At 68.0% G+C, this 25,181-nt stretch carries 26 protein-coding genes; 19 read left to right on the forward strand and 7 right to left on the reverse strand.

The window, feature by feature from the left end:
- Positions 1-27 precede the first annotated feature (27 nt).
- The 6 genes from BS329_RS04140 to BS329_RS04165 all read left to right on the forward strand — a co-directional run bounded on the left by BS329_RS04140 (position 28) and on the right by BS329_RS04165 (position 5,532).
- Positions 28-714 (forward strand): HAD family hydrolase, encoded by a 687-nt coding sequence (locus BS329_RS04140; protein WP_076155813.1) that lies wholly within the window; start codon positions 28-30, stop codon positions 712-714.
- A gap of 46 nt (positions 715-760) precedes the next feature.
- Positions 761-2,152: a cysteine--tRNA ligase gene (gene cysS, locus BS329_RS04145; RefSeq protein ID WP_076155814.1), complete on the forward strand. Its 1,392-nt coding sequence runs from the start codon at positions 761-763 to the stop codon at positions 2,150-2,152.
- A gap of 36 nt (positions 2,153-2,188) precedes the next feature.
- Positions 2,189-3,145 carry a 23S rRNA (guanosine(2251)-2'-O)-methyltransferase RlmB gene (rlmB, locus tag BS329_RS04150; protein ID WP_076155815.1) on the forward strand — a complete coding sequence of 319 codons (957 nt, stop codon included), beginning with the start codon at positions 2,189-2,191 and terminating at the stop codon, positions 3,143-3,145.
- A 101-nt stretch (positions 3,146-3,246) separates the two neighbouring features.
- Entirely contained in the window at positions 3,247-4,680 is a 1,434-nt protein-coding gene (locus BS329_RS04155; RefSeq protein WP_076155816.1) for an MBOAT family O-acyltransferase, read from the forward strand.
- A 13-nt stretch (positions 4,681-4,693) separates the two neighbouring features.
- Complete coding sequence (locus BS329_RS04160; protein ID WP_076155817.1) at positions 4,694-5,044, forward strand: hypothetical protein; 351 nt, start codon at positions 4,694-4,696, stop codon at positions 5,042-5,044.
- 8 nt (positions 5,045-5,052) lie between these two features.
- Positions 5,053-5,532 carry an HIT family protein gene (locus BS329_RS04165; protein ID WP_076155818.1) on the forward strand — a complete coding sequence of 160 codons (480 nt, stop codon included), beginning with the start codon at positions 5,053-5,055 and terminating at the stop codon, positions 5,530-5,532.
- 58 nt (positions 5,533-5,590) lie between these two features.
- Here the strand turns inward: BS329_RS04165 and BS329_RS04170 are convergent, their stop codons facing one another.
- Positions 5,591-6,322, reverse strand: coding sequence for an alpha/beta fold hydrolase (locus tag BS329_RS04170; protein WP_076155819.1), 732 nt, complete (start codon positions 6,320-6,322; stop codon positions 5,591-5,593).
- Between the two features lie 87 nt (positions 6,323-6,409).
- Here BS329_RS04170 and BS329_RS04175 point away from each other — a divergent pair, with 87 nt between their 5' ends.
- The 5 genes from BS329_RS04175 to BS329_RS04195 all read left to right on the forward strand — a co-directional run bounded on the left by BS329_RS04175 (position 6,410) and on the right by BS329_RS04195 (position 10,196).
- The gene (locus tag BS329_RS04175; RefSeq protein ID WP_076155820.1) at positions 6,410-6,970 is read left to right on the forward strand and encodes a TetR/AcrR family transcriptional regulator; all 561 of its coding nucleotides are present in this window, start codon (positions 6,410-6,412) and stop codon (positions 6,968-6,970) included.
- Entirely contained in the window at positions 6,967-7,572 is a 606-nt protein-coding gene (locus BS329_RS04180; protein WP_076155822.1) for a transglutaminase-like domain-containing protein, read from the forward strand. The genes BS329_RS04175 and BS329_RS04180 overlap by 4 nt, the downstream gene beginning before the upstream one ends.
- 256 nt (positions 7,573-7,828) lie before the next feature.
- A complete protein-coding gene (locus BS329_RS04185) occupies positions 7,829-8,767 on the forward strand; it encodes a hypothetical protein (RefSeq protein WP_143252896.1) in 939 nt (312 codons plus the stop codon).
- Positions 8,768-8,807: 40 nt separating this feature from the next.
- On the forward strand, positions 8,808-9,446 hold the full coding sequence (locus BS329_RS04190; RefSeq protein WP_076155825.1) for a hypothetical protein: 639 nt from the start codon (positions 8,808-8,810) through the stop codon (positions 9,444-9,446).
- Between the two features lie 66 nt (positions 9,447-9,512).
- Positions 9,513-10,196 carry an HD domain-containing protein gene (locus BS329_RS04195; RefSeq protein WP_076155826.1) on the forward strand — a complete coding sequence of 228 codons (684 nt, stop codon included), beginning with the start codon at positions 9,513-9,515 and terminating at the stop codon, positions 10,194-10,196.
- Here the strand turns inward: BS329_RS04195 and BS329_RS04200 are convergent.
- Positions 10,193-10,843, reverse strand: coding sequence for a class II aldolase/adducin family protein (locus tag BS329_RS04200; protein ID WP_076156793.1), 651 nt, complete (start codon positions 10,841-10,843; stop codon positions 10,193-10,195). The two genes, BS329_RS04195 and BS329_RS04200, sit on opposite strands and share 4 nt — an antisense overlap.
- 156 nt (positions 10,844-10,999) lie before the next feature.
- Entirely contained in the window at positions 11,000-11,971 is a 972-nt protein-coding gene (locus BS329_RS04205; RefSeq protein WP_076155828.1) for a coiled-coil domain-containing protein, read from the reverse strand.
- A gap of 123 nt (positions 11,972-12,094) precedes the next feature.
- On the opposite strand from BS329_RS04205, the gene BS329_RS04210 reads away from it, so the two are divergent.
- The 4 genes from BS329_RS04210 (at position 12,095) to BS329_RS04225 (ending at position 17,568) form a co-directional block, all read left to right on the forward strand.
- Positions 12,095-13,324 carry a DUF445 domain-containing protein gene (locus BS329_RS04210; protein ID WP_076155830.1) on the forward strand — a complete coding sequence of 410 codons (1,230 nt, stop codon included), beginning with the start codon at positions 12,095-12,097 and terminating at the stop codon, positions 13,322-13,324.
- Between the two features lie 47 nt (positions 13,325-13,371).
- Entirely contained in the window at positions 13,372-14,598 is a 1,227-nt protein-coding gene (locus BS329_RS04215) for a DUF445 domain-containing protein (RefSeq protein WP_143252843.1), read from the forward strand.
- A gap of 45 nt (positions 14,599-14,643) precedes the next feature.
- Positions 14,644-15,867: a DUF445 domain-containing protein gene (locus BS329_RS04220; protein ID WP_076155832.1), complete on the forward strand. Its 1,224-nt coding sequence runs from the start codon at positions 14,644-14,646 to the stop codon at positions 15,865-15,867.
- 387 nt (positions 15,868-16,254) lie between these two features.
- Positions 16,255-17,568: an alginate O-acetyltransferase AlgX-related protein gene (locus BS329_RS04225; protein WP_076155833.1), complete on the forward strand. Its 1,314-nt coding sequence runs from the start codon at positions 16,255-16,257 to the stop codon at positions 17,566-17,568.
- Here the strand turns inward: BS329_RS04225 and BS329_RS04230 are convergent.
- From BS329_RS04230 to BS329_RS04240, 3 genes are read right to left on the reverse strand one after another with little or no spacing between them, the layout of a single operon-like run.
- Complete coding sequence (locus tag BS329_RS04230) at positions 17,565-18,446, reverse strand: metal ABC transporter permease (RefSeq protein ID WP_076155835.1); 882 nt, start codon at positions 18,444-18,446, stop codon at positions 17,565-17,567. The genes BS329_RS04225 and BS329_RS04230 overlap by 4 nt on opposite strands.
- A gap of 4 nt (positions 18,447-18,450) precedes the next feature.
- Entirely contained in the window at positions 18,451-19,284 is an 834-nt protein-coding gene (locus BS329_RS04235; RefSeq protein WP_076155836.1) for a metal ABC transporter ATP-binding protein, read from the reverse strand.
- Positions 19,284-20,216: a metal ABC transporter solute-binding protein, Zn/Mn family gene (locus BS329_RS04240; RefSeq protein ID WP_076155838.1), complete on the reverse strand. Its 933-nt coding sequence runs from the start codon at positions 20,214-20,216 to the stop codon at positions 19,284-19,286. The genes BS329_RS04235 and BS329_RS04240 overlap by 1 nt, the downstream gene beginning before the upstream one ends.
- A gap of 200 nt (positions 20,217-20,416) precedes the next feature.
- Here BS329_RS04240 and BS329_RS04245 point away from each other — a divergent pair, with 200 nt between their 5' ends.
- The 4 genes from BS329_RS04245 to BS329_RS04260 all read left to right on the forward strand — a co-directional run bounded on the left by BS329_RS04245 (position 20,417) and on the right by BS329_RS04260 (position 24,077).
- The gene (locus tag BS329_RS04245; protein ID WP_076156798.1) at positions 20,417-21,517 is read left to right on the forward strand and encodes a LacI family DNA-binding transcriptional regulator; all 1,101 of its coding nucleotides are present in this window, start codon (positions 20,417-20,419) and stop codon (positions 21,515-21,517) included.
- Between the two features lie 52 nt (positions 21,518-21,569).
- Positions 21,570-22,070 (forward strand): beta-class carbonic anhydrase, encoded by a 501-nt coding sequence (locus tag BS329_RS04250; protein ID WP_076156800.1) that lies wholly within the window; start codon positions 21,570-21,572, stop codon positions 22,068-22,070.
- Between the two features lie 77 nt (positions 22,071-22,147).
- Positions 22,148-23,023, forward strand: a complete 876-nt coding sequence (locus BS329_RS04255; RefSeq protein WP_076155840.1) for an HhH-GPD family protein — start codon at positions 22,148-22,150, stop codon at positions 23,021-23,023.
- A gap of 88 nt (positions 23,024-23,111) precedes the next feature.
- Positions 23,112-24,077: a peptidoglycan recognition protein family protein gene (locus tag BS329_RS04260; RefSeq protein ID WP_143252844.1), complete on the forward strand. Its 966-nt coding sequence runs from the start codon at positions 23,112-23,114 to the stop codon at positions 24,075-24,077.
- Here the strand turns inward: BS329_RS04260 and BS329_RS04265 are convergent.
- Positions 24,022-25,176, reverse strand: a complete 1,155-nt coding sequence (locus tag BS329_RS04265; protein WP_076155842.1) for an MFS transporter — start codon at positions 25,174-25,176, stop codon at positions 24,022-24,024. The genes BS329_RS04260 and BS329_RS04265 overlap by 56 nt on opposite strands.
- Positions 25,177-25,181 lie beyond the last annotated feature (5 nt).

The following is a 25,181-nucleotide window of genomic DNA, read 5'->3' on the forward strand; positions in this document are numbered from 1 at the left end:
CCCCCCGATCGTGGCTAATGTGGGGTCGTGACCTATCGCGCTGTGTTGTTCGACTTCTCCGGCACGGTCTTCCGGCTCGAGCAGGACGAGACCTGGCTCGCCGACCTCACCGATCACGAGGGGGAAAACCTCGACCTCGAGGCCCAGACCGAACTGATGCGCCGGATGACCGCGCCCGTCGGCCAGGTCGTCGACCTCGACGAGGAGCACCTGTACGCCTGGCACAACCGCGACCGCGACCCGGTGCTGCACCGCAAGGTGTACCTCGAGGTCCTCAAGCGGTCCGGGGTCCCGCACGCCGACCAGGCCGTCGCGCTCTACACCCGGCTGATCGATCCCACCCAGTGGACGCCGTACCCGGACACCGAGGCCGTCCTCAAGGGCGTCGCAGGCAAGGGCGTCAAGGTCGGGGTGCTGAGCAACATCGCCTTCGACATCCGGCCCGCCTTCAGCCGCCGCGGCTGGGACGCCTTCGTCGACGAGTTCGTCCTGTCCTTCGAGGTCGGAGCGGTGAAGCCGGAGCCGGAGATCTTCCGGACGGCCATCGAGCGGCTCGGCGTCGACCCGGCGGAGACGCTCATGGTCGGCGACAGCGAGGAGGCCGACGGCGCCGCACGCGCGGTCGGCTGCGCGTTCGCGCTGGTAGAGCCGCTGCCGACGACCGAGCGGCCCGACGCCCTTCTCGGCGCCCTGCGGACCCATAACGTGCTGTAATACGGTCACTGCGACGCCGCTCACGCGGACCCCGTACCCTTTTAGGGTGGCACTACACCTCTATGACACCGCGACCCGGAGCGTGCGGGAATTCCACCCCGCCCGTAGCGGAACGGCGTCCATGTACGTGTGTGGTGCCACCGTGCAGGGCATTCCCCATATCGGCCACATCCGCGGCGCGCTGAACTACGACGTCCTGCGTCGCTGGCTCGTCCACAGTGGACTCGACGTGCTGATGGTCCGCAACGTCACCGACATCGACGACAAGATCCTCACCAAGGCCGCCGAAGCGGGCCGTCCCTGGTGGGAGTGGGCCGCCACGCACGAGCGCGCCTTCGAATCGGCGTACGAGTCGCTGGGCTGCCTGCCCGCTTCGATCTCCCCACGGGCGACCGGGCACGTCACGCAGATGGTCGAGTTGATGCGGCGGCTGATCGACGGCGGGCACGCGTACGCCTCCGGCGGCGACGTGTACTTCTCGGTCAAGGCGTTCGACGGCTATGGCGACCTGTCCGGGCAGAAGCTCGACGAGGTCCAGCAGGGCGAGACCCTCGCCGAGGGCAAACGCGACCCGCGCGACTTCACCCTGTGGAAGAGCGCGAAGCCGGGTGAGCCGTCGTGGCCGACGCCGTGGGGTGAAGGCCGCCCCGGCTGGCACCTCGAGTGCTCGGCGATGGCGACGGCCTATCTCGGCCCCGAGTTCGACATCCACGGCGGCGGTATCGACCTGGTCTTCCCGCACCACGAGAACGAACGCGCCCAGTCCAACGCGGCGGGCGACCCGTTCGCGCGGTTCTGGCTGCACAACGCCTGGGTGACCATGGCGGGCGAGAAGATGGCCAAATCGCTGGGCAACACGGTGTCGATTCCGGAGATGCTCAAGAACTACCGGGCCCCCGAACTGCGGTACTACCTGGTCCAGCCGCACTACCGGTCGACGGTCGAGTACTCCGACGGAGCCGTCGCCGAAGCCGCGCAGGGCTACCGGCGGATCGAGCAGTTCCTCCGGCGTACCGCGGGCATCGCCGGTGAGGTCCACCTCGGCGAGGTGCCGAAGGACTTCGCCGCCGCGCTCGACGACGACCTGGCCACCCCCCAGGCGTTCGCAGTGCTGCACAACACGGTCCGCGACGGTAACGCGGCCCTCGACGCAGCCGACAAGTCCAAGGCACTCGAATTCGCCGCCTCCGTGCGCGCGATGACCGACGTGCTCGGCCTCGACCCGCTCTCCGCGCGCTGGTCCGAGGCGGGCGGCAACGAAACGCCCACCCGGCAGGCACTGTCCGATCTCGTGGAAGGGCTGCTCACCGAACGGCAGCAGGCCCGCGCCGAGAAGGACTTCGCCCGTGCGGACGCCGCGCGTGACCGCCTCCAGCAGGCGGGCATCGTGGTGGAAGACACCCCGAACGGTCCACAGTGGACCGTAAAGGACGTCTGACACTTACTCGCTTTTCTAGCTCAAGGATTCTCACTGATGGCAGGCAACTCCCGGCGCCAGGGCGCTATTCGCAAGCCCGGCACCAAGAAGGGTCAGGTCGTCGGTTCCGGCGGCCAGCGCCGGAAGGGCCTGGAAGGCAAGGGCCCGACCCCCAAGGCCGAAGACCGGCCAGGGCACAAGGCGTACCGCATTTCCAACGCGCGGGACCGCAAGGAACAGGCACGGCAGAAGAAGGCCGACAAGCCGGAACTGATCGCCGGCCGCAACCCGGTGGTCGAGGCGCTGCGCGCCGACGTACCGGCCACCGCGCTGTACGTCGCGGTCAACATCGAGATCGACGACCGCGTCAACGAGGCCGTCCGGCTCGCCGGCGACAAGGGCATCTCGATCCTGGAGATCCCGCGCGAGGAACTCGACCGCAAGACCAACCGGGCCATGCACCAGGGCCTCGGCCTCCAGGTTCCGCCGTTCGAGTACGCGCACCCCGGCGACCTGATGGCCGCGGCGAAGGACTCGGGCAACACTCCGCTGTTCGTCGCGCTCGACGGCGTCACCGACCCGCGCAACCTCGGTGCCGTGATCCGCTCGGCCGCCGCGTTCGGCGCGCACGGTGTCCTGCTGCCGGAGCGGCGCAGCGCCGGGATGACGGCGGTCGCGTGGCGGACCTCCGCCGGCACCGCCGCCAAGCTGCCGATCGCCGTCGCGACCAACCTGACCCGCCAGCTGAAGGCGTGGAAGGACGACGGCCTGATGGTCGTCGGCCTCGACGCGGACGGCTCGGTCGACATCGACGAACTCGACCTCGCGGCGGACCCGCTGGTCATCGTGCTCGGCTCGGAGGGCCGCGGCCTTTCCCGGCTGGTCAAGGAGACCTGCGACGCGACCGTGTCGATCCCGATGGCGGCCGGTGTCGAGTCGCTCAACGCGTCGGTCGCGGCCGGGGTGCTGCTGGCCGAGGTGGCGCGCCGCCGCCGTCTCACGGGACGTGTCTGACCCCGCACTTCGCCGACACGTAGTTCATCGACATCGGGCGGGGCCCTCAGGCTAAGGTCACCAGCGGATAACGCGTAACCGCTCTGGGAGACCCCGCACCCATGTCGTTCATTTCGCCGCTGTTCCTGTGGTACTTCATGCCGGCGGTACTGCTCGCCGTGCTGGTGTGCCCGCGCAGCTGGCGGAACGGCATCGTCGCCGCGGGCAGCCTGATCTTCTACGCCACCGGCGCCGGGCCGTACACGCTGGTGCTGATCGGCTGCATGGTGGTCAACTTCCTGGCCGGGCCCGCGCTGGAGCCGAACGCGTGGGACCTGCAGAACAAGCGGCGCAAGCGGCTGCTGCTCGGGGTCATCGGCCTCAACGTCGGCATGCTGCTGATCTGGAAGTACGCGGGTTTCGCGACCCAGCAGATCGCGGCCGTGACGCACTGGTTCGGCGGCGGTTTCCCGGTGGCCGACCTGGTCATCCCGATCGGCATCTCGTTCTACACGTTCCACCACATCTCGTACGTGGTGGACATCTACCGCGGTGAACGCCGCGCGCTGCGCAACCCGGTGTCGTTCGCCGCGTACATCGCGATGTTCCCGCAGCTGGTGGCCGGGCCGATCGTGCGCTACCGCGAGATCGCCGACCAGCTGCCGCAGCAGCGCTCGCACCGCCTCGATGACATCGCCGCCGGTTTCCCGCGCTTCGCGCTCGGGCTGTGCAAGAAGACGATCATCGCGGACTCGCTCAGCCCGATGGTGGACGCGTGCTTCACCACTCCCCCGGATCAGATGACCTTCGCGATCGCCTGGCTCGGCGCGATCGGCTACACGCTTCAGCTGTTCTTCGACTTCTCCGGATACTCCGACATGGCGATCGGGCTCGGCCGCATGCTCGGCTTCCGGCTCCCGGAGAACTTCGCGAGGCCGTACTCGTCGGTGACCATCACCGAGTTCTGGCGGCGCTGGCACATGTCCCTGTCACGCTGGTTCCGCGACTACGTCTACATCCCGCTGGGCGGCAACCGCACCGGCGCCGGGCACACGTACCGGAACCTGTGCGTCGTCTTCGTGCTGACCGGGTTCTGGCACGGCGCGCAATGGACGTTCCTGATCTGGGGCGTCTACCACGGCGCGCTGCTGATCGTGGAACGCGCTTTCGGCTACGACGTCACCCCGAAGACCCCGGCCGCCCGCATCGGCCGCCGCGCGCTGACGCTCGTGCTCGTGGTCTTCGGCTGGGTGTTCTTCCGCGCCAAGGATTTGCCGCACGCGCTCGGCATGATCGGGCACATGGTGCTGCCGGACTTCACCGGCCTCACCGACGTCGTCGAAAGCGCCGTGACCAACCAGCGGCTCATCATCCTGCTGTGCGCGCTGGCGATCATCTTCCTGCCCGCGCATCCGGTGACCGGCCCGCTGCTGGAGTCTTCGCGGAGCCGCCCGGCGACGGCGCTGCGGATCGGCGTGATGACCGTGGGGCTGATCTACGCGGCGATCCTGATCGCGACCGGGACGTTCAGCCCGTTTCTCTACTACCAGTTCTGATGGAGCACCGAGAATGACCGACCTGGCCAGCCAGCCCGGCGTGATCCCCTACGTCGACAACCACGACGGTCCTCGTCGGCTGCTCGTCGTCGACATACCTCCCTTCAGTGCCAACGCGGTGCGCCACTACGCGCCTTTCGCGAGCATCGACGGCAGGCAGTACGTGGTCTCGTGGGGCTCGGTCACGTTCGAGATCCCCGCCGACCGGAACGTGCATGTCAGCGTGCATCTCCACACCAACTACGCGACCGGGGTGACCTCGACCCCGTTCGCGTCGATCGTCCTGGCCCCGCACCCCGGGCCGGTCCGGCTGGCGACCCAGTTCACGACCAACGCCGAAGGCTCGCTCATGCCGGTCGGCTAGCTTGACTCATGACCGATGACTGGAAACGGGATCGGATCGGCTCGGCGCTGCGCGGCGAGAACCCGACGGTGCTTCGACGACTGGGCGCGGGATTCGCGGTGATCGGCGATACCCAGTTCCTGCCTGGCTACTGCGTCCTGCTGACCGACACCCCCGGCGTCGGCAGGCTGACCGACCTGCCGAAGACGCGGCGGCTGGAGTTCCTGGCAGACATGGAGATGCTCGGCGAAGCGGTCGAGAAAGTCTGTGCACGGCGGGACCCCGGCTTCCGTCGGGTCAACCTGGAGATCCTCGGTAACACTGACCCGTTCCTGCACGCGCATATCTGGCCACGCTACGACTGGGAGCCGGCGGACCTCGTCGGACGGCCGGTCTGGCTCCACCCGGCGGATCGTTGGCGGATCGCGGAATATCTCTTGAGCACTCGGCACGACTCACTGCGTGAGGCGCTGAAACAGGAAATCACCAGTCTCGGGGCCACGGCCTGACGTAGCCCTGGCGCAACCGGCGACGGGTGCGCCAGGGCACCGGCTCAGACGAGTCCGGTCAACAGGTCGGCGAAGACCCGTGGCCTGCTGAAGTAGCCGACGTGCGACGAGGCAGGCCGCGGGCCGCGTCCAGCACCAGCCGGGAGAACTCCTCGCCGCGCGCCATCGGCAGGTAGTGCCCCGCCTTCGGGACGATGATCAGCCTGCCGTCGGCGCAGGCGTCGAGGAAGCGGCGCTCGTGGCGGCGGAAGTGGTCGCGGGAGCCGTTGATCAGCCAGGTCGGTCCCGGGTAGGTGCCGAGTTCGGCGAGCACGTCGAAGTCGGCGAAGGCCTTGGCGACGTCCGGGATCACCTCGGTCGCGATGCCGCCGCCGATCACGGCCTCGGCGAGCTTCGGTGGCAGCACACTCCGGAACTGCCGTCGGCCGAGTCCTTCTCCTCGATCCGGGAGCCGCATGAGCAGGCGGTGCGCGATGCGGAAGGGCGCCTCCAGTGTCCTGCCGGGCAGGTAGGTCGAATCCGCGATGACGAGACCGGCGACCCGGTCCGGATGCCTCGCGGCCGCGGCGATCGCGACATAGCCACCCAGCGAGTGCCCGACGACCAGCGCGGGCTCCTCGATGCCTTCGACCACGGCGTCCACCGCGCCGGTCAGGGTGAAGCGCTCACCTCGGCGAGTGCCGTGCCCGGGCAGATCGACTGCTCGCGCGGAAGGGCCCGAGTGTTCGAGCGGCCCGGCCCAGGCGGCACCGCTGAGCCGGATGCCGTGGACGAAGACGATGGGGACCATGGACTACCTCCTGAATGCAACGCACCGTTGCGTTGCAAAGTACTGGCGTTCGACGCACAACGCAACGGTGCGTTGTATTGTCGTCCGATGAGCACGCAGAACGGTCCCCGCAAGGTCGAGGCGATCTTCGCCGCGACTCTCGACCTGCTGGCCGAACACGGCTACGAGAAGCTCGCCATCGAGGCCGTCGCCGCCCGGTCCGGCGTCAACAAGACGACGCTGTACCGGTGGTGGCCGTCCAAGGACGCGCTGTTGGCCGCGGCACTGCGCGAATCGGGTCTGTTCGCGCTCGACGTCCCGGACACCGGCGGCCTCCGCGGCGACCTTCTCGCCGTGGCGACCCAGATCCACCGGTTGCTGACCTCGGAACACACCGCGCCGGTCGTCACGGCGACGTTGACGGCGGGCCCTCGCCGTCCGGAACTCGGTGAGGTGTCGCGGAGTTTCTTCGCCGACCGTCTGGCACGCGAAGAGCCGATCTTCGACCGTGCCGTGACGAGGGGCGAACTGCGATCCGGCGTCGACCCGGTCGTGGTGATGGATCTGCTCGCGGGGGCGATCTGGTTCCGGCTGCTCCTGCGCGGCGGCGAGGGTGGCCCGAAATTCCTTGAAGAAGCCGTCGACACCGTACTGAACGGAGCCGCGTGAAAATCACCTTGGAGGTCGAATCCGAGCGGCTCGACGATTACCTGACCGCCGACGCGGTCATCGATCACGATCATCCACTGATCCGCGAAACGGCTGACGCACTGGCACCGACCGGCGGCACCGAAGTCGACGTGATTCGTTCGATGTTTCACTTCGTGCGCGACGACATCGCCCATACGGTGGTTGCCGCCGATTCCCGCGTCACTCTTATGGCCTCCGAGGTTCTGCGCGAGCGGGTCGGCCTCTGCTACGCGAAGGCCCACCTGCTGGCCGCTTTGCTTCGCAGCCAAGGCATCCCGGCCGGGTTCTGTTATCAGCGGATCGGCGTCCTGCACGGGCTCAACGGCGTGTATCTCGCCGGCCTGGACCGGTGGATCCGGCTCGACCCGAGGGGGAACAAAAATGGCGCGAACGCCCACTTTCCCTTCCTGCGACAGAGTTCACCGGAAGATGAGCGGCTCGCGTGGACACTGGACCCCGCCAGAGGCGAGATCGACTTCCCCACGGTGTACACCGCGCCGTCTTCGGCCGTTGTCGAAACACTGTCGTCCGCGAAGCCCGGCCCCGCCTGGTACGAAGGGATCCTTCCGCACGCTCCGTGAGCGGTTTTTCCGCGTTTCGGCGAAACCTCGGCCGCGAATAAGGTATAGCCGTGCGTTACGTTCGCTGTTGGTATCTTTCCCCCGAATTTCTTATTTCGGCATGGTCACGAGGCGCGTAGAGTAACTCCCCGCACTCGAACAGATACGCAATGCGTTCGTCCGTTCGGGTGCGGATCAAGGAGGTGACCCCGTGCCCGCGGACGCCGACCGGCTCCGCCGTACCCCACTGCAAGAGATCTTCTGGACCAGGACGAGCTTGTTGCTCACCGTACTGGTCGTCGTCGCGGGCCTCAGCCTGTGGATCTCCAGCATGATGGATCCCGGCGCCGGTAAAACCCTGCTCACTTCACTGGGCACCGGCACCCTGATCTCCGCGGTGGTCGGCTTCGGCCAGACCCTGATCACCGCCGCCGCGTCACAGCGCGCGCTGGTGACCCCGGTGATCGAAGAAAGCCGCCGCGCCCTGGAAGCGCTCAGCGCCGAATATCGTTCACTCAACAGGGAATTCTTTCCCACCCACGTGTTCGAGGCGACCGCCGATCCGGATCCGTTGTTCAACCGGGTCATGACCGAAGACCTCGACGTGGCCCGGCACTACTTCTTCCGCGGGTTCTCCGGCAGGCACGCCGCGGCCCGGTTGCTGTTGTCCCGCACCGAAAGGGAGCTTCGCGTGGTCATCGCCGACCCGCGCGACGAGGGGGCCATCAGTGGCAGGGCCCGCTATCTCCTGCGGAGCGAAGAGGCGGGCATGGACTACGAGACGATCCAAACGCGGCTCAACGACGAGATCAGCATCGGCCTGGTCGGGCTGTTCCTGGCCCGCAGCCGGTGCTCGCTGGTGGACATCACCGTCGTCGCCGACCCGCCGCTGGACCGGCTCGAGGTGTTCGACGAGAGCGTGTGGGTGACCCTGTACAGCGACATCCGCGGCGCGACCACGCTGTATCCGCGGACCTTGCGGTTCAGCGAAGGTTCCTTCCTGTACAACAAGGAACGCTCCGAGTTCCTGCGCGTGTCCCAATCCCGTTCCGGACGGCACTTCCGCATCTCCACCACGACGACGAGGGCGGATTTCCTCGCTCTGTACGAAAAGATCACGGGCGCTCCCCTGTCCGAAGAGAACTTCCTCGAACTGGAAGGGAAATTCCACTCCTTCCGGAAGGAGTTCACCACACTCGCCGAGTTGAACCCCTGACCTCTCGGCGTCGCAAAGTACTAGCACTGAGGAGCTGAAGTTGCTCACTCGCTTGTCCCCCCTCACCCGGTTGTCCGCGTTGCTCCGCACGACGGACCTGCCGCTGGCCCAGCATTGGCAAGTCGTCGACGAGATCTTCCGGGACTGGACGTCGAGACCCGATCTGCGCGCGGACCTTCGGCAGCACCTGGATTCGCTGAGCCCGGACGAGGCGAGCGCGGTACTCGGCCGATCCCGCGAGACGACCACCCATTTCGCCTGGTGCCTGCTCGACTCCCCGACGGATCCCTTTTCGATCTGGCTCCACGAGTACAAGGCGCCGGAGGACTGGCGTGCGGGCTACGCCGATTCCGTGCACAACCACAGGTATCACTTCTGCACCACGATCCTCCGTGGTCACTACGTCCACGAGCGTTATTCGACTCTGCGCGATCAGCTCTCCGGATTGATCACATCGGTTCGGTTACGACGTAGCGCGCTGTGCCAGGCCGGGTCGGTAGGCGTCATGTACGCGGACGAGTTCCATCGGATTCCCGAAGCCACCGAAGGGACTATGACGTTTTTGGTGAAATCACGCCCGGTAAGCGAGTTCAGTCTTTCCTATGACCCGAAGACCGGAATCGGGCATCGTCACGTTCCGGTGGAGGTCCGATTGGGGGACCTGGCCGGCCGCATCTAACTACACACCGCCGTCGAAGGCGCATACCCTTACTCCACCCGTCCGTAAACGGGATCGGAGAGGTGTATGCGCGCGCGAAAGAACACGATTCCTGCCAAGGCCATCGACGCCGTCGAGCATCGCGTCCGGCAACTGTGCTGGCGCTATGCGGACAAACTACAGTTCCACGGCTGGCATCACGTCAGTTTCGTCCGGGCCAAGGCCGCGGGATTCGCCGAGCACAACGGTGCGGATCGCACCGTCGTGGAGGTGGCGGCACTGGTGCACGACGTGAACTACATCGTGCTCCGGAACTCCCCCGCGGCCGCCGGTCGAGACCTCCGCCTGGGCATCCTGCGGGAGTGCGGGGTCGGGGAAACCGTGGCCCGGCGGATCGACGAGATCATCGACGAGGCCGAGATGGCCACCCGCGGCAGGCACATCTCGCTGGAGGCCCAAGCGCTGAGCGACGCCGACACGTTGTTCAAAGCGCTGCCGGTGACACCCGTCGTACTCGCCCATCGCTATTTGCGGGAGAACGGGCTGAGCCTCCGCGAGCTGGCACACAAGATCGTCGGCGAGCAACGCGATGTCCACGACAGCGGCTACTACTTCTACAACCCGAAGGCCGCCGAGACCTACTCGCGGTGGGCTCTGGCGAATCTTCAGCTGTGGCAGTGCATCAAGGAAGCCGTCGACGACCCCAACGTCGTCGAACTCCTCGACGCGGTGCACGCGGTGGATCTCGAAGCGGAGCCCGCGGCCTCCTAACGCTGTCCGTAGCCGCGGAGCTTTTCCACGACGTGCTCGATTTCGGCGGGCGGGAGCAGGTTCGGCGTTCCCGCCGCCCGCGCCGTCAGCCAGACCTGGCAGACCCATTCGAGCTGCTGCGCCCGGCTGTACGCGGAGCCGAGACCGTCACCGAAGGTGATCGTGCCGTGGTTGGCCAGCAGGCAGCCCCGGCGGCCTTCCAGGGCCTCCAGCATGGCTTCGGCGAGTTCCTCGGTGCCATACGTCGCGTAGGACGCGACGCGGACCGTCGGGCCGATCGCGGCGAGCATGTAGTGGATCGGCGGCACCTCGGTGACGAGCGTGGAGACGGCCGTGGCGTGCACGGAATGCGTGTGCACCACGGCGGAGACCGCCTTGCCGTCCGGATCCGCCGCCTCCCGGTAGACAGTGAGATGCATCGGGAGTTCGCTGGTCGGTTCGAGCGAACCATCGACGATCTCGCCGTCGAGGTCCACCACGGGCACGTCTTCCGGCCGCAGCCCGGCGTAGTCGACCCCGGTCGGGGTCACCGCGACCAGCTCGCCCTGCCTCGCGGAGACGTTGCCGGACGTGCCGATCACCAATCCGTCGGTGGTCATCCGGCGCGCGAAGGCACAGACCGCCAGACGCTCTTTGGCCAGGATCACCGTCACGACCTCCACAGTCCACGACCCACTCGAGCGAGCGGACCCCGCCGCCGCGGGCGCACAACGTGCCAATGAGCTTCCCTGCGGTTCTGTACCGAACTGCACACCAGAGGCTGGACGACGACGAACTGTTCGCCGTCGTCCAGCGTCGAGAGGTCAGGAAGGGCGTGGGCCGTTGGTCTTGGCAGGAGCCGGCTTGTCGGATGCTTCGGCCGCCTTGGGTGCGGCAGCGACTGCGGGGGTCTCGGGGGCGGGAGCCAGCAGCTTGATGGCCTCCTGGACGGCGACGTCCGTGGCGGAAAGCCGCTCGGCGACCTTGGACCGGAGTTCCAGTGCGAGCTTCCGGGCCTGCTGAGCTTCGGCCTGCTGGGTCTTCGCGTCGGTGAGAGCCTCCGCGGCCTGCTCCTGCTTCGCGGCGATGTCCTCCGCCGAAGACTTCTCCGACTTGGCGATCTTCTCCGCCGAAAGCCGCTCGGCTTCGGAGCGCTTGGCCGCCGAGATCCGGTCGGCTTCCGCGATCTTGTCCGCGGATGCCTTCTTCGCCTCCGCACGACGAGCCGCCGAAGCCTCCTCGGCCTTCTTGTCCGCGGCAGCGCGAGTCCGGACGCTCTCCATGTCCAGTTCCTTGCGCTTCTGCGCCGCCTCGGAGTTCAGCCGCTCGATCTCGGCCTTGGCGTCCGCGGCCAGTTTCTCGCGTTCGGCCTGCGCGTCCTTGGCCGCCTTGTCGCTCGCGCGCTGCGTCTCGTGGGCGTACCTGTCCGCTTCGGCGCGGGTCGACTTGGCGTCGGCTTCCGCGGCCGCCTTGAGGTCGGCGATCTCCTCCTCGGCGAGCTGCATCATCATGCGGACGCGTTCGGCCATCGCGCCCGCGCCGGACGGGCTCGCGCTCATCCGCACGAGGGCGGCCTTGGTCTCGTCCAGTTCCTTCTGGGCGTGGCCGAGCGCCTTGGTGAGTTCACCGGCGGTCGCCACGGCCTCGTCGCGGTTGCGCGAGGTCTGCTTGAGTTCGGTCGACAGTTCGGCGAGCCGCTCGTCGACCTGGCGCTTGTCGTATCCGCGGACGGCGCCCGCGAACTGGGGCGATTTCGCTGAGGGCGCCTGAGGCGCCGTCTTCTCAGGAGCGACCATGGCGGACACCTTAATGAGCTTGGGCCCGTCGGGTAGTACCGCCAAACGGCTGCACTCGGCGTGTGACCGGCCGATCACATGGCATCCTGCATTGTTGACAGGCCGTAAGCAGGGGAGGCCCGGTTGGACATCTCGGCGATCCTGGACGACATCAGGGAGCACTGGCACGTCTACGCCACGATGCCCTTCATCGCCGCGCTCATCGGCTACCTCACGAAACGCGTCGCCATCGAGATGATGTTCCGGCCACTGGAGTTCGTCGGGATCAAACCCTTCCTCGGCTGGCAGGGGGTCATCCCCGCCAACTCGCGGCGGATGGCGACCACCGCCGTCGACCTGCTGACCAAGAACCTCGTCGATCCGCAGGAGATCTTCTCCCGGCTCGATCCCGACGAGGTCGTCAAGGAACTGGAGGAGCCGCTCCTCAAGGCCGTCGAGGACGTCACCCGCGAGGTGATGGAGCAGTACCAGCCCAAACTCTGGGAACTGCTCCCGACGCGGGCGCAGCGGATGCTGGTCGACCAGGTCCGGGCGCAGGCGCCGAAGGTCGTCGCACGGCTGATGCGCGAGGTGTCGACGAACATCGACGAGGTCCTCGACGTCAACGAGATGCTGATCAACGCGATGGTCCGGGACAAATCGCTGACCTGCCGCCTGATCAAGGAGGTCGCGACCCCGGAACTCCGCTTCATCGCCCGATCCGGGATCTGGTTCGGCTTCGTCATCGGCCTGGTCCAGTTCGTCGCGTGGGCACTGACGAAGCAGCCGCTGATCATGCCGATCTTCGGTTTCGTCACCGGGTTCGTCACGGACTGGCTGGCCCTGAAGATGATCTTCTATCCGCGTGAGCCCCGCCGGTTCCTGTTCTTCGGCTGGCAGGGCATGTTCCAGAAACGCCGCCAAGCGGTCGCCCGCGACTACGGCGCGTTGATCGCGGACGAGGTCCTCACCGTGCGGAACGTGATGGAGGCCGTGCTCACCGGGCCGAAGTCGGACAAGCTGTTCTCGATGATCAGCCGTGAGGTCCGGCGGACCATCGACGCCCAGGCGAGTATCGCGAAACCGTTGGTGGCGCTGACCATCGGCGGCAAGCAGTACCAGGAGATGAAGGTGGCCGCGGCGGAGAAGGCGATCGCGTATCTCCCCGAAACGGTGAAACACGTGGAGAGCTACGCCACGGACGCGCTCGACGTCCGCAACACGATCGTCGTCAAGATGCAGCAACTGACCCCTCTCGAGTTCGAAGGGATCTTGCGACCCGCCTTCCAGCAGGACGAAGGGAAGCTGATCGCGGTCGGCGCGGTGATCGGCGGACTCGTGGGTGAACTTCAGGTCCTGCTACTCCTCCATTGAGGACAGGCGGCTAGGTTCCCTCTAGCAAGACGCGGGAGGGGCTTCGAGTGGACGCCGTCGTCGCCGATCTCGGCGAGCACTGGCCGGTGTACGTCAGCATGCCGTTCATCGCGGCGCTGATCGGCTACGTCACCAAACGCGTCGCCATCGAGATGATGTTCAAGCCGGTGGACTTCGTCGGCGTCAAACCGTTCTTCGGCTGGCAGGGCGTGCTGCCGGCGAACGCCGAACGGATGGCGGCCACCGCCACCGAGATGCTGACGAACAACCTCGTCGACCCGAAGGAGATCTTCGCCAGGCTCGACCCGGCGCAGGTGGCGAAGGAGATCGAGCAACCGCTGCTGCGGGTCATCGAGGACGTCACCCGCGAGGTGATGGAGCAGTACCAGCCGCGGCTGTGGGAGGTGCTGCCGAACACCGCGCAGCAGATGCTGCTCAACCGCGTGCAGGCCGAGGCGCCGCGCGCGATCACGAAGATCATGGGCGAGATCGCGGAGAACATCGAGGACGTCCTCGACCTCAAGCACATGGTCGTGACGAACCTGGTGCGCGACAAGGCCTTGCTGAACCGGCTGATCCGCGACATCTCGCGACCGGAGATGCGGTTCATCGCGCGGTCGGGGATCGTGTTCGGCTTCTCACTCGGTTGCGTGCAGTTGCTCGTGTGGGCACTGACGAAGTCGCCGATCGTGCTGCCGCTGTTCGGTATCGGCATCGGCTGGTTCACCGACTGGATCGCGTTGAAGATGATCTTCCTGCCGCGTGAGCCGAAGCGGTTCTTCGGCTTCTACACCTGGCAAGGCGTGTTCCAGAAACGCAAGGACCAGGTGGCCGCGGACTACGGCGACATGATCGCGCGCGAGATCATCACCATCCCGAACCTGCTCGAAGCCGTGTTGAGCGGGCCGAAGTCGGACAAGCTGTTCACGATGATCACCCGCGAGGTGCAGCGGACCATCGACGCACAGGCCAGCGTCGTGAAGCCGTTCGTCGCGATGGCCGTCGGGAGCAGGAAGTTCCAGGAGATGAAGCGGACGGCGGCGGCGAAAGCGGCGGCACGGATCCCCGAGACGATCCGGCACGCCGAGGCTTACGCGGTCAACGCGCTCGACGTCCGGAACACCATTGTGGACAGAATGCGGCAGCTCAACCCGCTGGAATTCGAGCAGTTGCTGCGTCCGGCGTTCCGGCAGGACGAGTGGAAGCTGATCGCGGTCGGCGCGGTGATCGGCGGCCTTGTCGGTGAACTTCAGGTGCTTCTGCTGCTTCACTGACGTGCACCGGATACCGTTTCCCATCCCACGAGCGAGGAGGTCGGAGTGGACGCCGTCCTGGACGACCTCGCCCGGCACTGGTGGCTGTACGCCGCGATCCCGTTCGTCGCCGCGCTGATCGGCTACGTCACCAAACGCGTCGCCATCGAGATGATGTTCAAACCGCTGGACTTCGTCGGGATCAAGCCGTTCCTCGGCTGGCAGGGCGTGGTGCCCAAGCACGGTGGGCGGATGGCCGCCGTCGCGACCGAGTTGCTGACGTCGAACCTGTTGGACGTCAAGGAGGTCTTCCGCCGGATCGACCCGGCGATCATCACGCGCGAGATCGAGCAGCCGCTGCTGCGGGCTGTGGACGAGGTCGCCCGCGAAGTGCTGGAGCAGCACCATCCCAGGCTCTGGGAGGTCATGCCGACGATGGCGCAGGAACTGCTGATCAAGCAGGTCCAGGCGTCGACGCCGCGGCTGGTGCGCGGGTTCATGGCGGAGATGACCGAGAACCTCGACGAGGTGCTCGACTTCCAGCATATGACCGTGCAGCGGCTGACCAGGGACAAGAAGCTGCTCGTCCGGCTGATCCGCGAGACGTCACGGCCGGAGATGGCGTTCATCGCGCGCACAGGGATCTATTTCGGTTTCGGGCTCGGCGTCGTGCAGGCGTTCGTCTGGGCGGTGACGAAGGAACCCTGGGTGCTGCCGATTTTCGGCGGGTGCATCGGGCTGTTCACCGACTGGCTGGCGATCAAGCTGATCTTCGTGCCGCGCGAGCCGGTGCGGGTCGGCCGGGTGATCCTGCAAGGCAAGTTCCAGCGGCGGCGGGCCGAGGTCGCGCACCAGTACGGCGAGATGATCGCGAACGAGATCCTCACCGTGCCGAACCTGCTCGACGCCGTCCTGCGCGGGCCGCGGTCGGACCGGCTGTACGCGCTGGTCGAACGGCTGGTGGCGCAGGCCGTCGACGAGCAGGCGAGCATCGCGAAACCCATGGTCGCGATGGCCGTCGGCGGGCCGCGGCTGCGCGAGATCAAGCAGGCGGCCGCGCGGAAGGCGCTGGAGCGCCTGCCGCCGACGATCCGCCATGCCGAGGGATACCTGACCGAAGCGATGGACGTCGCGAAGATCGTCGAGCGGCGGATGCTCGGGCTGACGCCGCTGGAGTTCGAGGGGCTGCTGCGGCCGGCGTTCCGGCAGGACGAGTGGAAGCTCATCGCCGTCGGCGGGGCCATCGGCTTCCTGGTCGGTGAGCTGCAGGTCCTCCTCATGCTCCACTGACGCCGGGTCGCGTTTAGCCCGCTAAACGCGATGCGGGCCGACCTGCGTTTAGCGGGCTAATCGCGATCCGGGCGCGGGGCTGGGGCGGTTGGCCGGATCGCATTTAGCCCGCTAAACGCGCTTTGGGGGCCGACCTGCGTTTAGCGGGCTAATCGCGATCCGGGGCGCGGGGCTGGGGTCGGGGGTGTCCGCTGGCGGGCATCCCCCCGTGTCCTGAGGCATCGCGTTTAGCCCGCTAAACGCGACCCGCGGCCGACCCGCGTTTAGCGGGCTAATCGCGATCCGGGGCACCAGCCTGGGGCGGGTGGCCGGATCGCGTTTAGCCCGCTAAACGCGCTTTGGGGCGGTTCTCACGTGCGGGTGACACGGGGTGATTACGGTGGAGGGGTGGCGTCCGAATCCCAGCAACTGCCAGCCGTCCACGAGGCGTGGCTTCCGCGTGAGCACGCGCTGCACCGTCCCCGCCACGGCGGCAGACAGCTGACCGCGCTGATCAGCGCGCTTCTGTTCTTCACCACCCCCGCCCTGCTGTGGGTCTTCGGCGTGCGGCCGGGGGAGATCGAGAACCACAAGCTCGCGAGCTTCCCGGGCCTGGACAAGGGCTGGGGTTTCTTCACCGACCTGCCGACCTGGGCCATCGACCAGCTGTCGTTCCGGCCTGGCGCGATCGCCGCCGCCGACGCGATCAGCCGCGGCGTCTTCGGCGAGGGTGCCCCGCTCGACCAGCCGCCACCGCAGCAGCAGGCCGGCCCGATTCCCGCTCCGCCCGCGCCGACGCAGTCCAAGACCGCACCCACCCAGGGCCCGACGCCGAACGCCGCGTCCGGTTATCGCCGCGTCGTCCAGGGCCGCGACGGCTGGCTGTACTACGGCTACGACGCCGACGCGAAATGTGATCCGTCCCGGCCGCTGCCCGAAACCATCGCCAAGATCAACGAGCTGCGGCGCGCTGTCGAGCAGTCCGGAAGGCGGTTCGAGTTCGTCGTCGCGCCGGACAAGTCGACGATGGTCCCGCAGTTCCTGCCCGACACCTATCCCGGCAAGGACTGCTCGCGTTCGGCCGAGGCGACCACCTGGCACCGGATGCTCAAGGACGCCCGCGCGATCGATCTGCGGCCCGAGCTGCGCGCGTCCGAAGGCCGGGTGCAGCGGCCGATCTACCCGCCCAACGACACCCACTGGGCCGACGAGGGCGCGCTGGTGATGACGCGCGCCATCGCGAACGCGATCAAACCGGGCGTCACGCAGACCTGGGTGAGCGTGCCCATGGGCCAGTACGACGCGGCCGCCGACCTGCCGCCGCTGATCAGCAAACAGGGCACGAAGACGAACACGCTCTACAGCCTCCGCCCGGACGGCCTGGTCGAGCGCGCGGGCGAGACCAACGGCGACATCGACCGGCCGGTGTACCGCACCGCGAGCCCGCTGATCGGGACCGTCGACGAGAAGGTCCTGATCTACGGCGACTCGTTCACGAAGGCGTCTTCGCGGTATCTCTCGGGCGCGTTCACGAACCTCACGATGCTGGCGCATTTCACTCCGAAGACGTCGCAGGCCGAAGCAGTCGACGCTTTCGTGAACGCCAACGCCGTGGTCCTCGAAGCCGTGGAGCGCAGTGTGGCCGGAGGACAGCTGGCGTTCATCGACCCCGGTTTCCTCGAAGCGGTCAAGAAGGCGCTCGCCGAGCACCCGATCCGCTAGCGCGACGCCGGCTGCGGTGTCGCCGTCGGTTCGACGCGGACCCGCGAGGAGCGGCCGCGCAGCCAGGCGATGAGGCGGCAGACCAGGTAGATCACGAACGAGATCGTCGTGACGAACGCGCTCACCGGTTTCCCCGGCGCGAGCGAGAGGATGATCCCGCCGAGCGCCGCGATCTCCGCGAACACGATCGACAGCACGGTCGCCTTCCACGGGCTCGCGGTGACCCGCGCGGCCGCGGCGGCCGGGGTCACCATCAGGGAGACCACGAGCAGCGCGCCGACGATCTGCACGCCGAGCGCGCTCGAAATCCCGACCAGCACGGCGAAGATCAGCGACAGCAGCCGCACCGGCACACCACGCGCCGTCGCGACCGCGGGATCGACCGTGGCGAACAGCAGCGGCCGGTAGATCACCGCGAGCACCACCAGCACGACGACCGACGCGCCGACGAGCAGGTTCAGGTTGGTGGAGTCGATGGTGATGATCTGCCCGACGAGGATGCCGAACTTGTTGGCGCTGCGGCCTTCGTAGAACGAGAGCAGCAGGACGCCCATGCCGAGCCCGAAGGCGAGGATCACGCCGATCACCGAGTCGCGTTCGGACTCGCGGCCGCCGAGGATCCCGATCAGCAGGGCGGCGATGACCGCGCCCGCGAGGCCGCCGAGTTCGACGCCGATACCGAGCAGCAGCGCGCCCGCCGCGCCGGTGAAGGCCAGTTCGGCGGTGCCGTGCACGGCGAACGACATCCGCCGCATGACGACCAGCGGGCCGAGCACCCCGGCCACCAGCCCGAGCACGGCGGCCGCGAGCAGCGCCGTCTGCACGAAGTCGAGACCGAGGAGTTCGCCGGTGAGGGCGAAGTCGAACATCTTGTCCACGGCGCTACGAAACCTGTTCGTCGATACGGTGGGGTTCGTCCTCGCACAGCGCGCTCTGCGCCCCGGCGACGTGGATCTGCCCGCCGACCTTGAGCACCTCGATCCGCGTGCCGTACAGCTCGGACAACGTCTCCGAGTTCATCACCTCGTCCGGCTTGCCGACCCGGAACTGGCCGTTCACCAGATAGAGCACCCTGTCCACAGAGGACAGGATCGGGTTGATCTCGTGGGTGACGAACAGGACGGCGGTGTCCGCCGAACGCCGCCGCTCGTCGATCAGCTCGGACACCGCACGCTGATGCGCGAGGTCGAGGGAAAGCAGCGGCTCGTCGCACAGCAGGACTTCGGGGTCGCCGACGAGCGACTGCGCGACGCGGAGCCGCTGCTGCTCACCGCCGGAAAGCCGGCCCACCGGTTGTTTCGCGTACGCCTGGGCTCCGACGGACTCGATCGCCCGCGACACCAGCTGACGTCGTTTCGAAATCCCGAAGAGCCCGGTCCCCCACCGGTGCCCGTCCAGGCCGAGGCCGACCAGGTCCACCCCGCGCATCGTCAGGCCCTCGTCCAGGGCGCGTTGCTGCGGGATGTAACCGATCCGCCGGTTCTGCCCACCGGGGCGCCGCCCCGCGATCTCGACCGTGCCCTCCGGCAGTCCCTGCTGACCGAGCAGCACCTTGAGCAGGCTGCTCTTCCCTGAGCCGTTCGGCCCGAGGATCGCGAGGAACTCGCCGGGCTCGACGTCGAGGTCGAGCCCGGACCAGAGGGTCCTGGTGCCGAACGCGAGGCTCGCCCCGCGGACACGGACCGCGGGACGCGCCTCGGGAGGTACGGAGGTCACTACTTCAGTGCTCCCGCCAGCGCGTCCACCGACTTGGTCATCCATGCAATGTAGTCGGTCACACCCTGGGGAAGTGTTTCGGTGACGTCGACGACCGCGATCCCGGCGCTCTTGGCGTCGCCGACGACCTGCTGGGTGACCGGGGTGGTGGTCTGCGCGTTGTTGATCAGCGCCTTGACCTGCTTGCCGGAGATGAGCTGCTTGACCTGGTTGAGCGCGGCGGCGGGCACGTCCTGTTCCGCTTCCACGGCCTCGGCGAAGGCCGGCGGAGTCGCGTCAGTGACCTTCGCGCTGTCGAGCAGGTAGTGCGCGACGGGCTCGGTCGCGACGACCTTGCCGCCCGAGGCCCCCAGCCCGGTGACCTTCTTCAGCAGTTCCTGCGTCTTGCCCTTGAACGCGGTCGCGTTGGCGGTGAAGGCGTCCTTCGACGCGGGCTGGATCTCGCCGAGCTTCGCGGCGACCTGGTCGGCGATCTTCTCGACGCCGGGCAGGCTGTACCAGACGTGCTCGTTCTCGTTGCCGGTCGCGGCGATGTCCACGGCGACCAGCTTCTGCGCGTCGGTGGCCTGGTCCGCGAGCTTCGAGAAGAACTCGTCGTAGCCGCCGCCGTTGGACAGCGTCAGCTTCGCGTTCTTCGCGGCGATGGCGTCGCTCGCGGTGGTCTCGTAGGAGTGCGGGTCGCCCGAGGGGTCGTGGATGATCGAGGTGACCTCGACCTTGTCGCCGCCGACCGCGGTCACGACGCTGCCCCAGACGTCGGTCGAGGCGACGACCTTGATCTTCTCGCCGCCGCCCGGGTTCGCGGCGGACGCGTTCTGCGGGCCGGAAGCCGTCGACGCCTTGTCACCGGACGCGCAAGCCGTCGCGCCGAGCGCGAGGACGGCCAAGGCCGACACGGCCGCGAAAACACTCTTAGTACGGCGGGAATTCATTTACTGCACTCCTGCGGATGCCCAGGCCAGGTGTCCCAGCTGCCGGGTAATGGAAACCGTTGTCAGATTCAACTGTACCCCATCCGGCTGAAGGCGCCCGCCATCCAGGTGAGAGCTGTACCCAGGGTCACTCTGAATCGAGACCTGCCACACGTCGGGTGATGCTTCTGCAAAACGTTCTGAACCGTTACGGTTTGCGGATGGGCCGTCCTATCCGCACCAGGAGGCAGGCGACACTGGCGTCGTTGGCCGCAGAGCTCGGTGTGTCGAGGACCACCGTCTCCAACGCCTACAACCGACCGGACCAGCTGTCTCCTGAGCTGCGCCGACGCGTCCTCGAGACCGCGCGCCGCCTCGGCTACCCGGGTCCGGACCCGGTGGCCCGTTCACTGCGGACGCGCAAGGCGGGCGCTGTCGGTCTTTTACTCACCGAAAACCTCTCCTACGCCTTCCGCGATCCCGCCGCCATCGGCGTGCTCGAAGGGCTCGCGCTGGCCTGCGAGGACGCGGGCGTCGGCCTGCACCTGGTCCCGGCGAGCCCGGGCCGGGAGGACGTCGCGGCCGTGCATCGCGCCGGCGTCGACGGTTTCGTCGTCTATTCGGTGCCCGACGACGACCCGCATCTGGGTGCCGTGCTGGAGCGCCCGGTGCCGACGGTGATCGTCGACCAGCCGCGGGTGGACGGCGTCGACCGGGTCGGCCCGGACGACGCGGCCGCGGTCACCGCGATGGCCGGACACCTCATCTCGCTGGGTCACCGGCAGATCGGCGTGCTGTGCATGCGGCTGGCCCGCGAGCGCAACGACGACTTCGTCTCCATCCAGCGGCAGAGCGCCGCGCACTTCCACGTCCAGCGGATCCGGCTGGAAGCGCTGGCGGCCGCGTTCTCGGCGGCGGGCGTCGACTGGGCGACCGTGCCGGTGGTCGAACGCTTCGACCACACCGTGGACGACGGCGCGTCGGCCGCGCGCCAGCTGCTCGACGCGTATCCGCAGGTCACCGCCGTGATCTGCACTTCGGACATCCTCGCGCTCGGTGCGCTGGCCGAAGCGGAACGCCGGGGACTGCGGGTGCCGCAGGATCTGACGGTCACCGGTTTCGACGGCATCACCGAGGCCGAGCGCTCCGGGCTCACCACGGTCCACCAGCCGGTGCTCGAGAAGGGCAAGGCGGCGGGCAAACTACTGCTCAGCGCGGCCGACCGGGTCGGGCCGAAGGTGATCACCCTGCAGACGGAATTGCGGGTCGGCCGCACGTCGGCGCCACCGCGAACGGCCGAAGAACGCTGGTTCGGGCCGTGACATGAGCCCTGAAATGTTGCCCTCCCCCGGCCTGTCCGGTTCCAATGGTCCGGTGACCTCCATCGACGTACTGCTCAAACGAAATCAGGAGCTGGGCGATGTCACTCCTGGTGACCGCTCCTCCCCGAGGCCATCGCTCCACGTGGCGATCCTGACCTGCATGGACGCCCGTATCCGGGCATTCGAGCTCTTCGGCCTGATCCAAGGCGAGTCACACATCCTGCGCAACGCGGGCGGGGTCGTCACCGACGACACGATCCGCTCGCTCGCGCTGAGCCAGCGGAAGCTGGGGACCCGCGAGGTGCTGATCGTCCAGCACACCGAATGCGGTCTGTCCATGGTCACCGAAGACGACTTCAAGGACGAACTCGAAGCCGCCAGCGGGCTGCGCCCGACCTGGTCGGTCGAGGCGTTCCGCGAGGTCGAGGACAGCGTGCGCCGGTCGGTGCAGCGCGTCCGGCGCAGCGACTTCCTGCCGCACACCGACAACGTGCGCGGCTTCGTCTACGACGTGAAGACGGGGCAGTTGTCCGAGGTCGCCGACGCGCGCTGACAGAAGTACATGAAGGCCCCCTTCCTTGCGCCTAGGTACATGAAGGGGGCCTTCACGTACTTCTTTAAGCTGGCCGGGTGGGCGTCGACGCGGATGTGCTGATCGAGTGGTTCGGCGAAGTGGGGCGCGACCTGCCCTGGCGTGAGCCGGAGTGCACCGCGTGGGGCGTGCTCGTCAGCGAGATCATGTTGCAGCAGACGCCGGTCGCGCGCGTCCAGCCGATCTGGCTCGAATGGATGGCGCGCTGGCCGGTGCCGTCGGCGCTGGCGGCGTCCTCGCCGGGGGAGGTCGTGCGCGCCTGGGGCAAGCTCGGCTACCCGCGGCGCGCGTTGCGGCTGCACGCCGCTGCGACCGTCATCGCCGCCGAGCACGGCGACGTCGTTCCGTCCGATGTGGACGTTCTGCTCTCGTTGCCGGGGATCGGCGCGTACACCGCACGCGCGGTCGCGGCCTTCGCCTACGGCAAGCGGGCGCCGGTGGTGGACACCAACGTCCGGCGCGTGGTGGCCAGGGCGGTGCACGGCGCGGGTGACGCCGGACCGCCGTCGAACACCCGCGACATGGCCGACGTCGAGGCGCTGCTGCCGAAGGAGGACGCGCCCGCCGCGAAGCTCTCGGCGGCGCTGATGGAACTCGGCGCGCTCGTCTGCACCGCCCGGTCGCCGCGCTGCGCGGACTGCCCCATCTACGACGACTGCGCCTGGCAGCACGCGGGCAAACCCGCCTACGCCGGGCCCCCGAAGCAGGTCCAGAAGTTCGCCGGTACCGATCGCCAGGTGCGCGGGCTGCTGCTCGACGTCCTGCGCGGCACCGAAGGACCGGTCGAAAAGGCACGGCTGGATCTCGTCTGGGACGAATCCGGGCAACGTGATCGCTGCCTCGACTCCCTGCTGGTCGACGGCCTGCTCGAACAGACCGGGGACGGCCTGTTCGCACTCCCTGGCGAACACTGACGTATTACGACAAAAGTTGGTCAATGGTTGTCTTCGGCGTGCCGGCGGGTTAGCTTTCCGGCCAACGCGCATGATGGGAGTTACGCCCGTGGCCGACTTCGACCGACGTACCGCGCTCAAGGGCGGCCTGACGGCGAGCGCCGTCGGGCTACTGGGGACAGCGACGACTTCCGCCGCCGCCGCGGCGCCCGGGGCAGTACGAGAACCGACGATCCACGCCACGGCGGCCTGGGGTGCCCGGCCGCCGAACGGGGTGATCGAGGTGCAGAACCACAAGCCGACGTACATCGTCGTGCACCACACCGTCGAACCCGGCAACGTCACCGACTACACGCTCGAACACGCCTACTGGGCCTCGCGTTCGATCCAGAACTTCCACATGGACACGCGGGGCTGGGTGGACAGCGGCCAGCAGTTCACGAACAGCCGCGGCGGGCACATCACCGAGGGCAGGCACCGCAGCCTGGAGATCCTGCGTGGCGGGACCCGGCACGTGCTCGGCGCGAATGTCGGCAACAACAACAGCACCTGTATCGGGATCGAGAACGAGGGCCTCTACAGCAAGGAAGACGTCACTCCGGCGCTCTGGGACTCGCTGGTGAAGATGGTCGCGTACATCGCTTCGCAGTACGGGATCTCGCCGGAGTTCATCAAGGGGCACCGGGACTTCAACTCGACCGAATGCCCGGGGACCGTGCTGTACGACCGGCTTCCGGAACTGCGCGCCGAGGTCGGGAAACTGCTCGGCTCCGCGTCACCGAAGGTCGACCTGCCCCAGTGGCCGCTGCTCAAGCCCGGCGACACCGGACCGCGAGTGCGGATGGCTCAGGAACTCCTGCGGGCACGCGGGTTCGCCGTCCCGGCCGACGGCGTGTTCGGAGAGTCCACAAAGGACGCCGTCGCCGAGGTCGCGGCCAGGAACGGACTGGAGCGCGACGCCTGCGGCGCGACCGTGGCGACCGACGAGACCGGGTTCCTCGGCTCCGACATCTGGCCGCTCATCGTCGGGTCGGGCACTGATCCGCGGGCGCTGAAAGCACGACTCGCCGGCTGAACAGCAGTGGCAGGAGCACCACGAAGGCGGCGCACCAAGGAAGCAGGGACGTTCCCAGCGGCAGCAGCACGCCGCCGACGAGCGCTCCTCCCGCGACGGCGCCGTTCCAGGCCGCGATCGTGAGCGACTGGGCGGCGTCGGCCGTGGGGCCCGCGATCAGCGCGGTGACGGCCTGGAAAGCGGTGGGCGCGCCACCGAACGCCAGCCCCCACAACGCGGCGGCGAGCAGCACCAGGCCGTGGACGCCGTCGCTGAGTCCCATGAGGACGATGGCGGCGCCCGTCAGCCCCGTGCAGACCATCAGAACGACGCGCGGGCGGTGGTCGAGCGCGGCACCGACGGCGACCAGCCCGCCGACCGTGGCGCAGCCGAACACCAGCAACGCCGCGCCCAGCATCCCCGCCACGTCCATCCCGGCGAGGACCGGGCCGATGTAGGTGTAGGCCACGTTGTGCCCCAACGAGAACAACGCCACCGTCGCCAGCACGGGACGCATACCCGGCAGCCGTGACGCGGCCAACGGGCGAGTGGGGCCCGCCGGTTCCCCGGGTAGGGCGGGCACCGCGACGAGCACCCACACCAGCAGCGGCACGGTGATCAGCGCCATCGCGGCGAACGCCCAGCGCCAATCGGCCAGTTCACCGAGCGCGGTACCGGCGGGCACGCCGAGGGCGAACCCGATCGGGGTGCCCGACATGGCGACGGCCAGTGCGCGCCCGATGAGCGCCGGTGGGGCGAGGCGCATCGCGTAGCCGGCCACGAGCGACCACATCACCCCGGTCAGCGCGCCGGAAACGACCCGCGCGGCCAGGATCAGCGGGTACGACGAGGACACCGCGATCAGCAGGTTGGTCACCAGGAAACCCACGATCAACGCCAGGAGCAAGCGTTTGCGCGACACCCGGAGGGTCATCGTGGTGAGCGGGATGGCGGTGAGCGCGGCGGTGATCGCGTAGACCGTCACCAGCTGCCCGGTCGCCGACGGGGAGACGCCCAGATCCGCGGACATGCCCAGCAGCAGCCCGGCGGGCAGCACTTCGGTGAGGCAGCCGAGGAAGACCGTCGTCGTCAGCGCGAGCAGTGCCGGGAGGGGCAGCATTCCTC

The organism is Amycolatopsis coloradensis (genome assembly GCF_001953865.1).
GTDB classification, from domain to species: domain Bacteria; phylum Actinomycetota; class Actinomycetes; order Mycobacteriales; family Pseudonocardiaceae; genus Amycolatopsis; species Amycolatopsis coloradensis.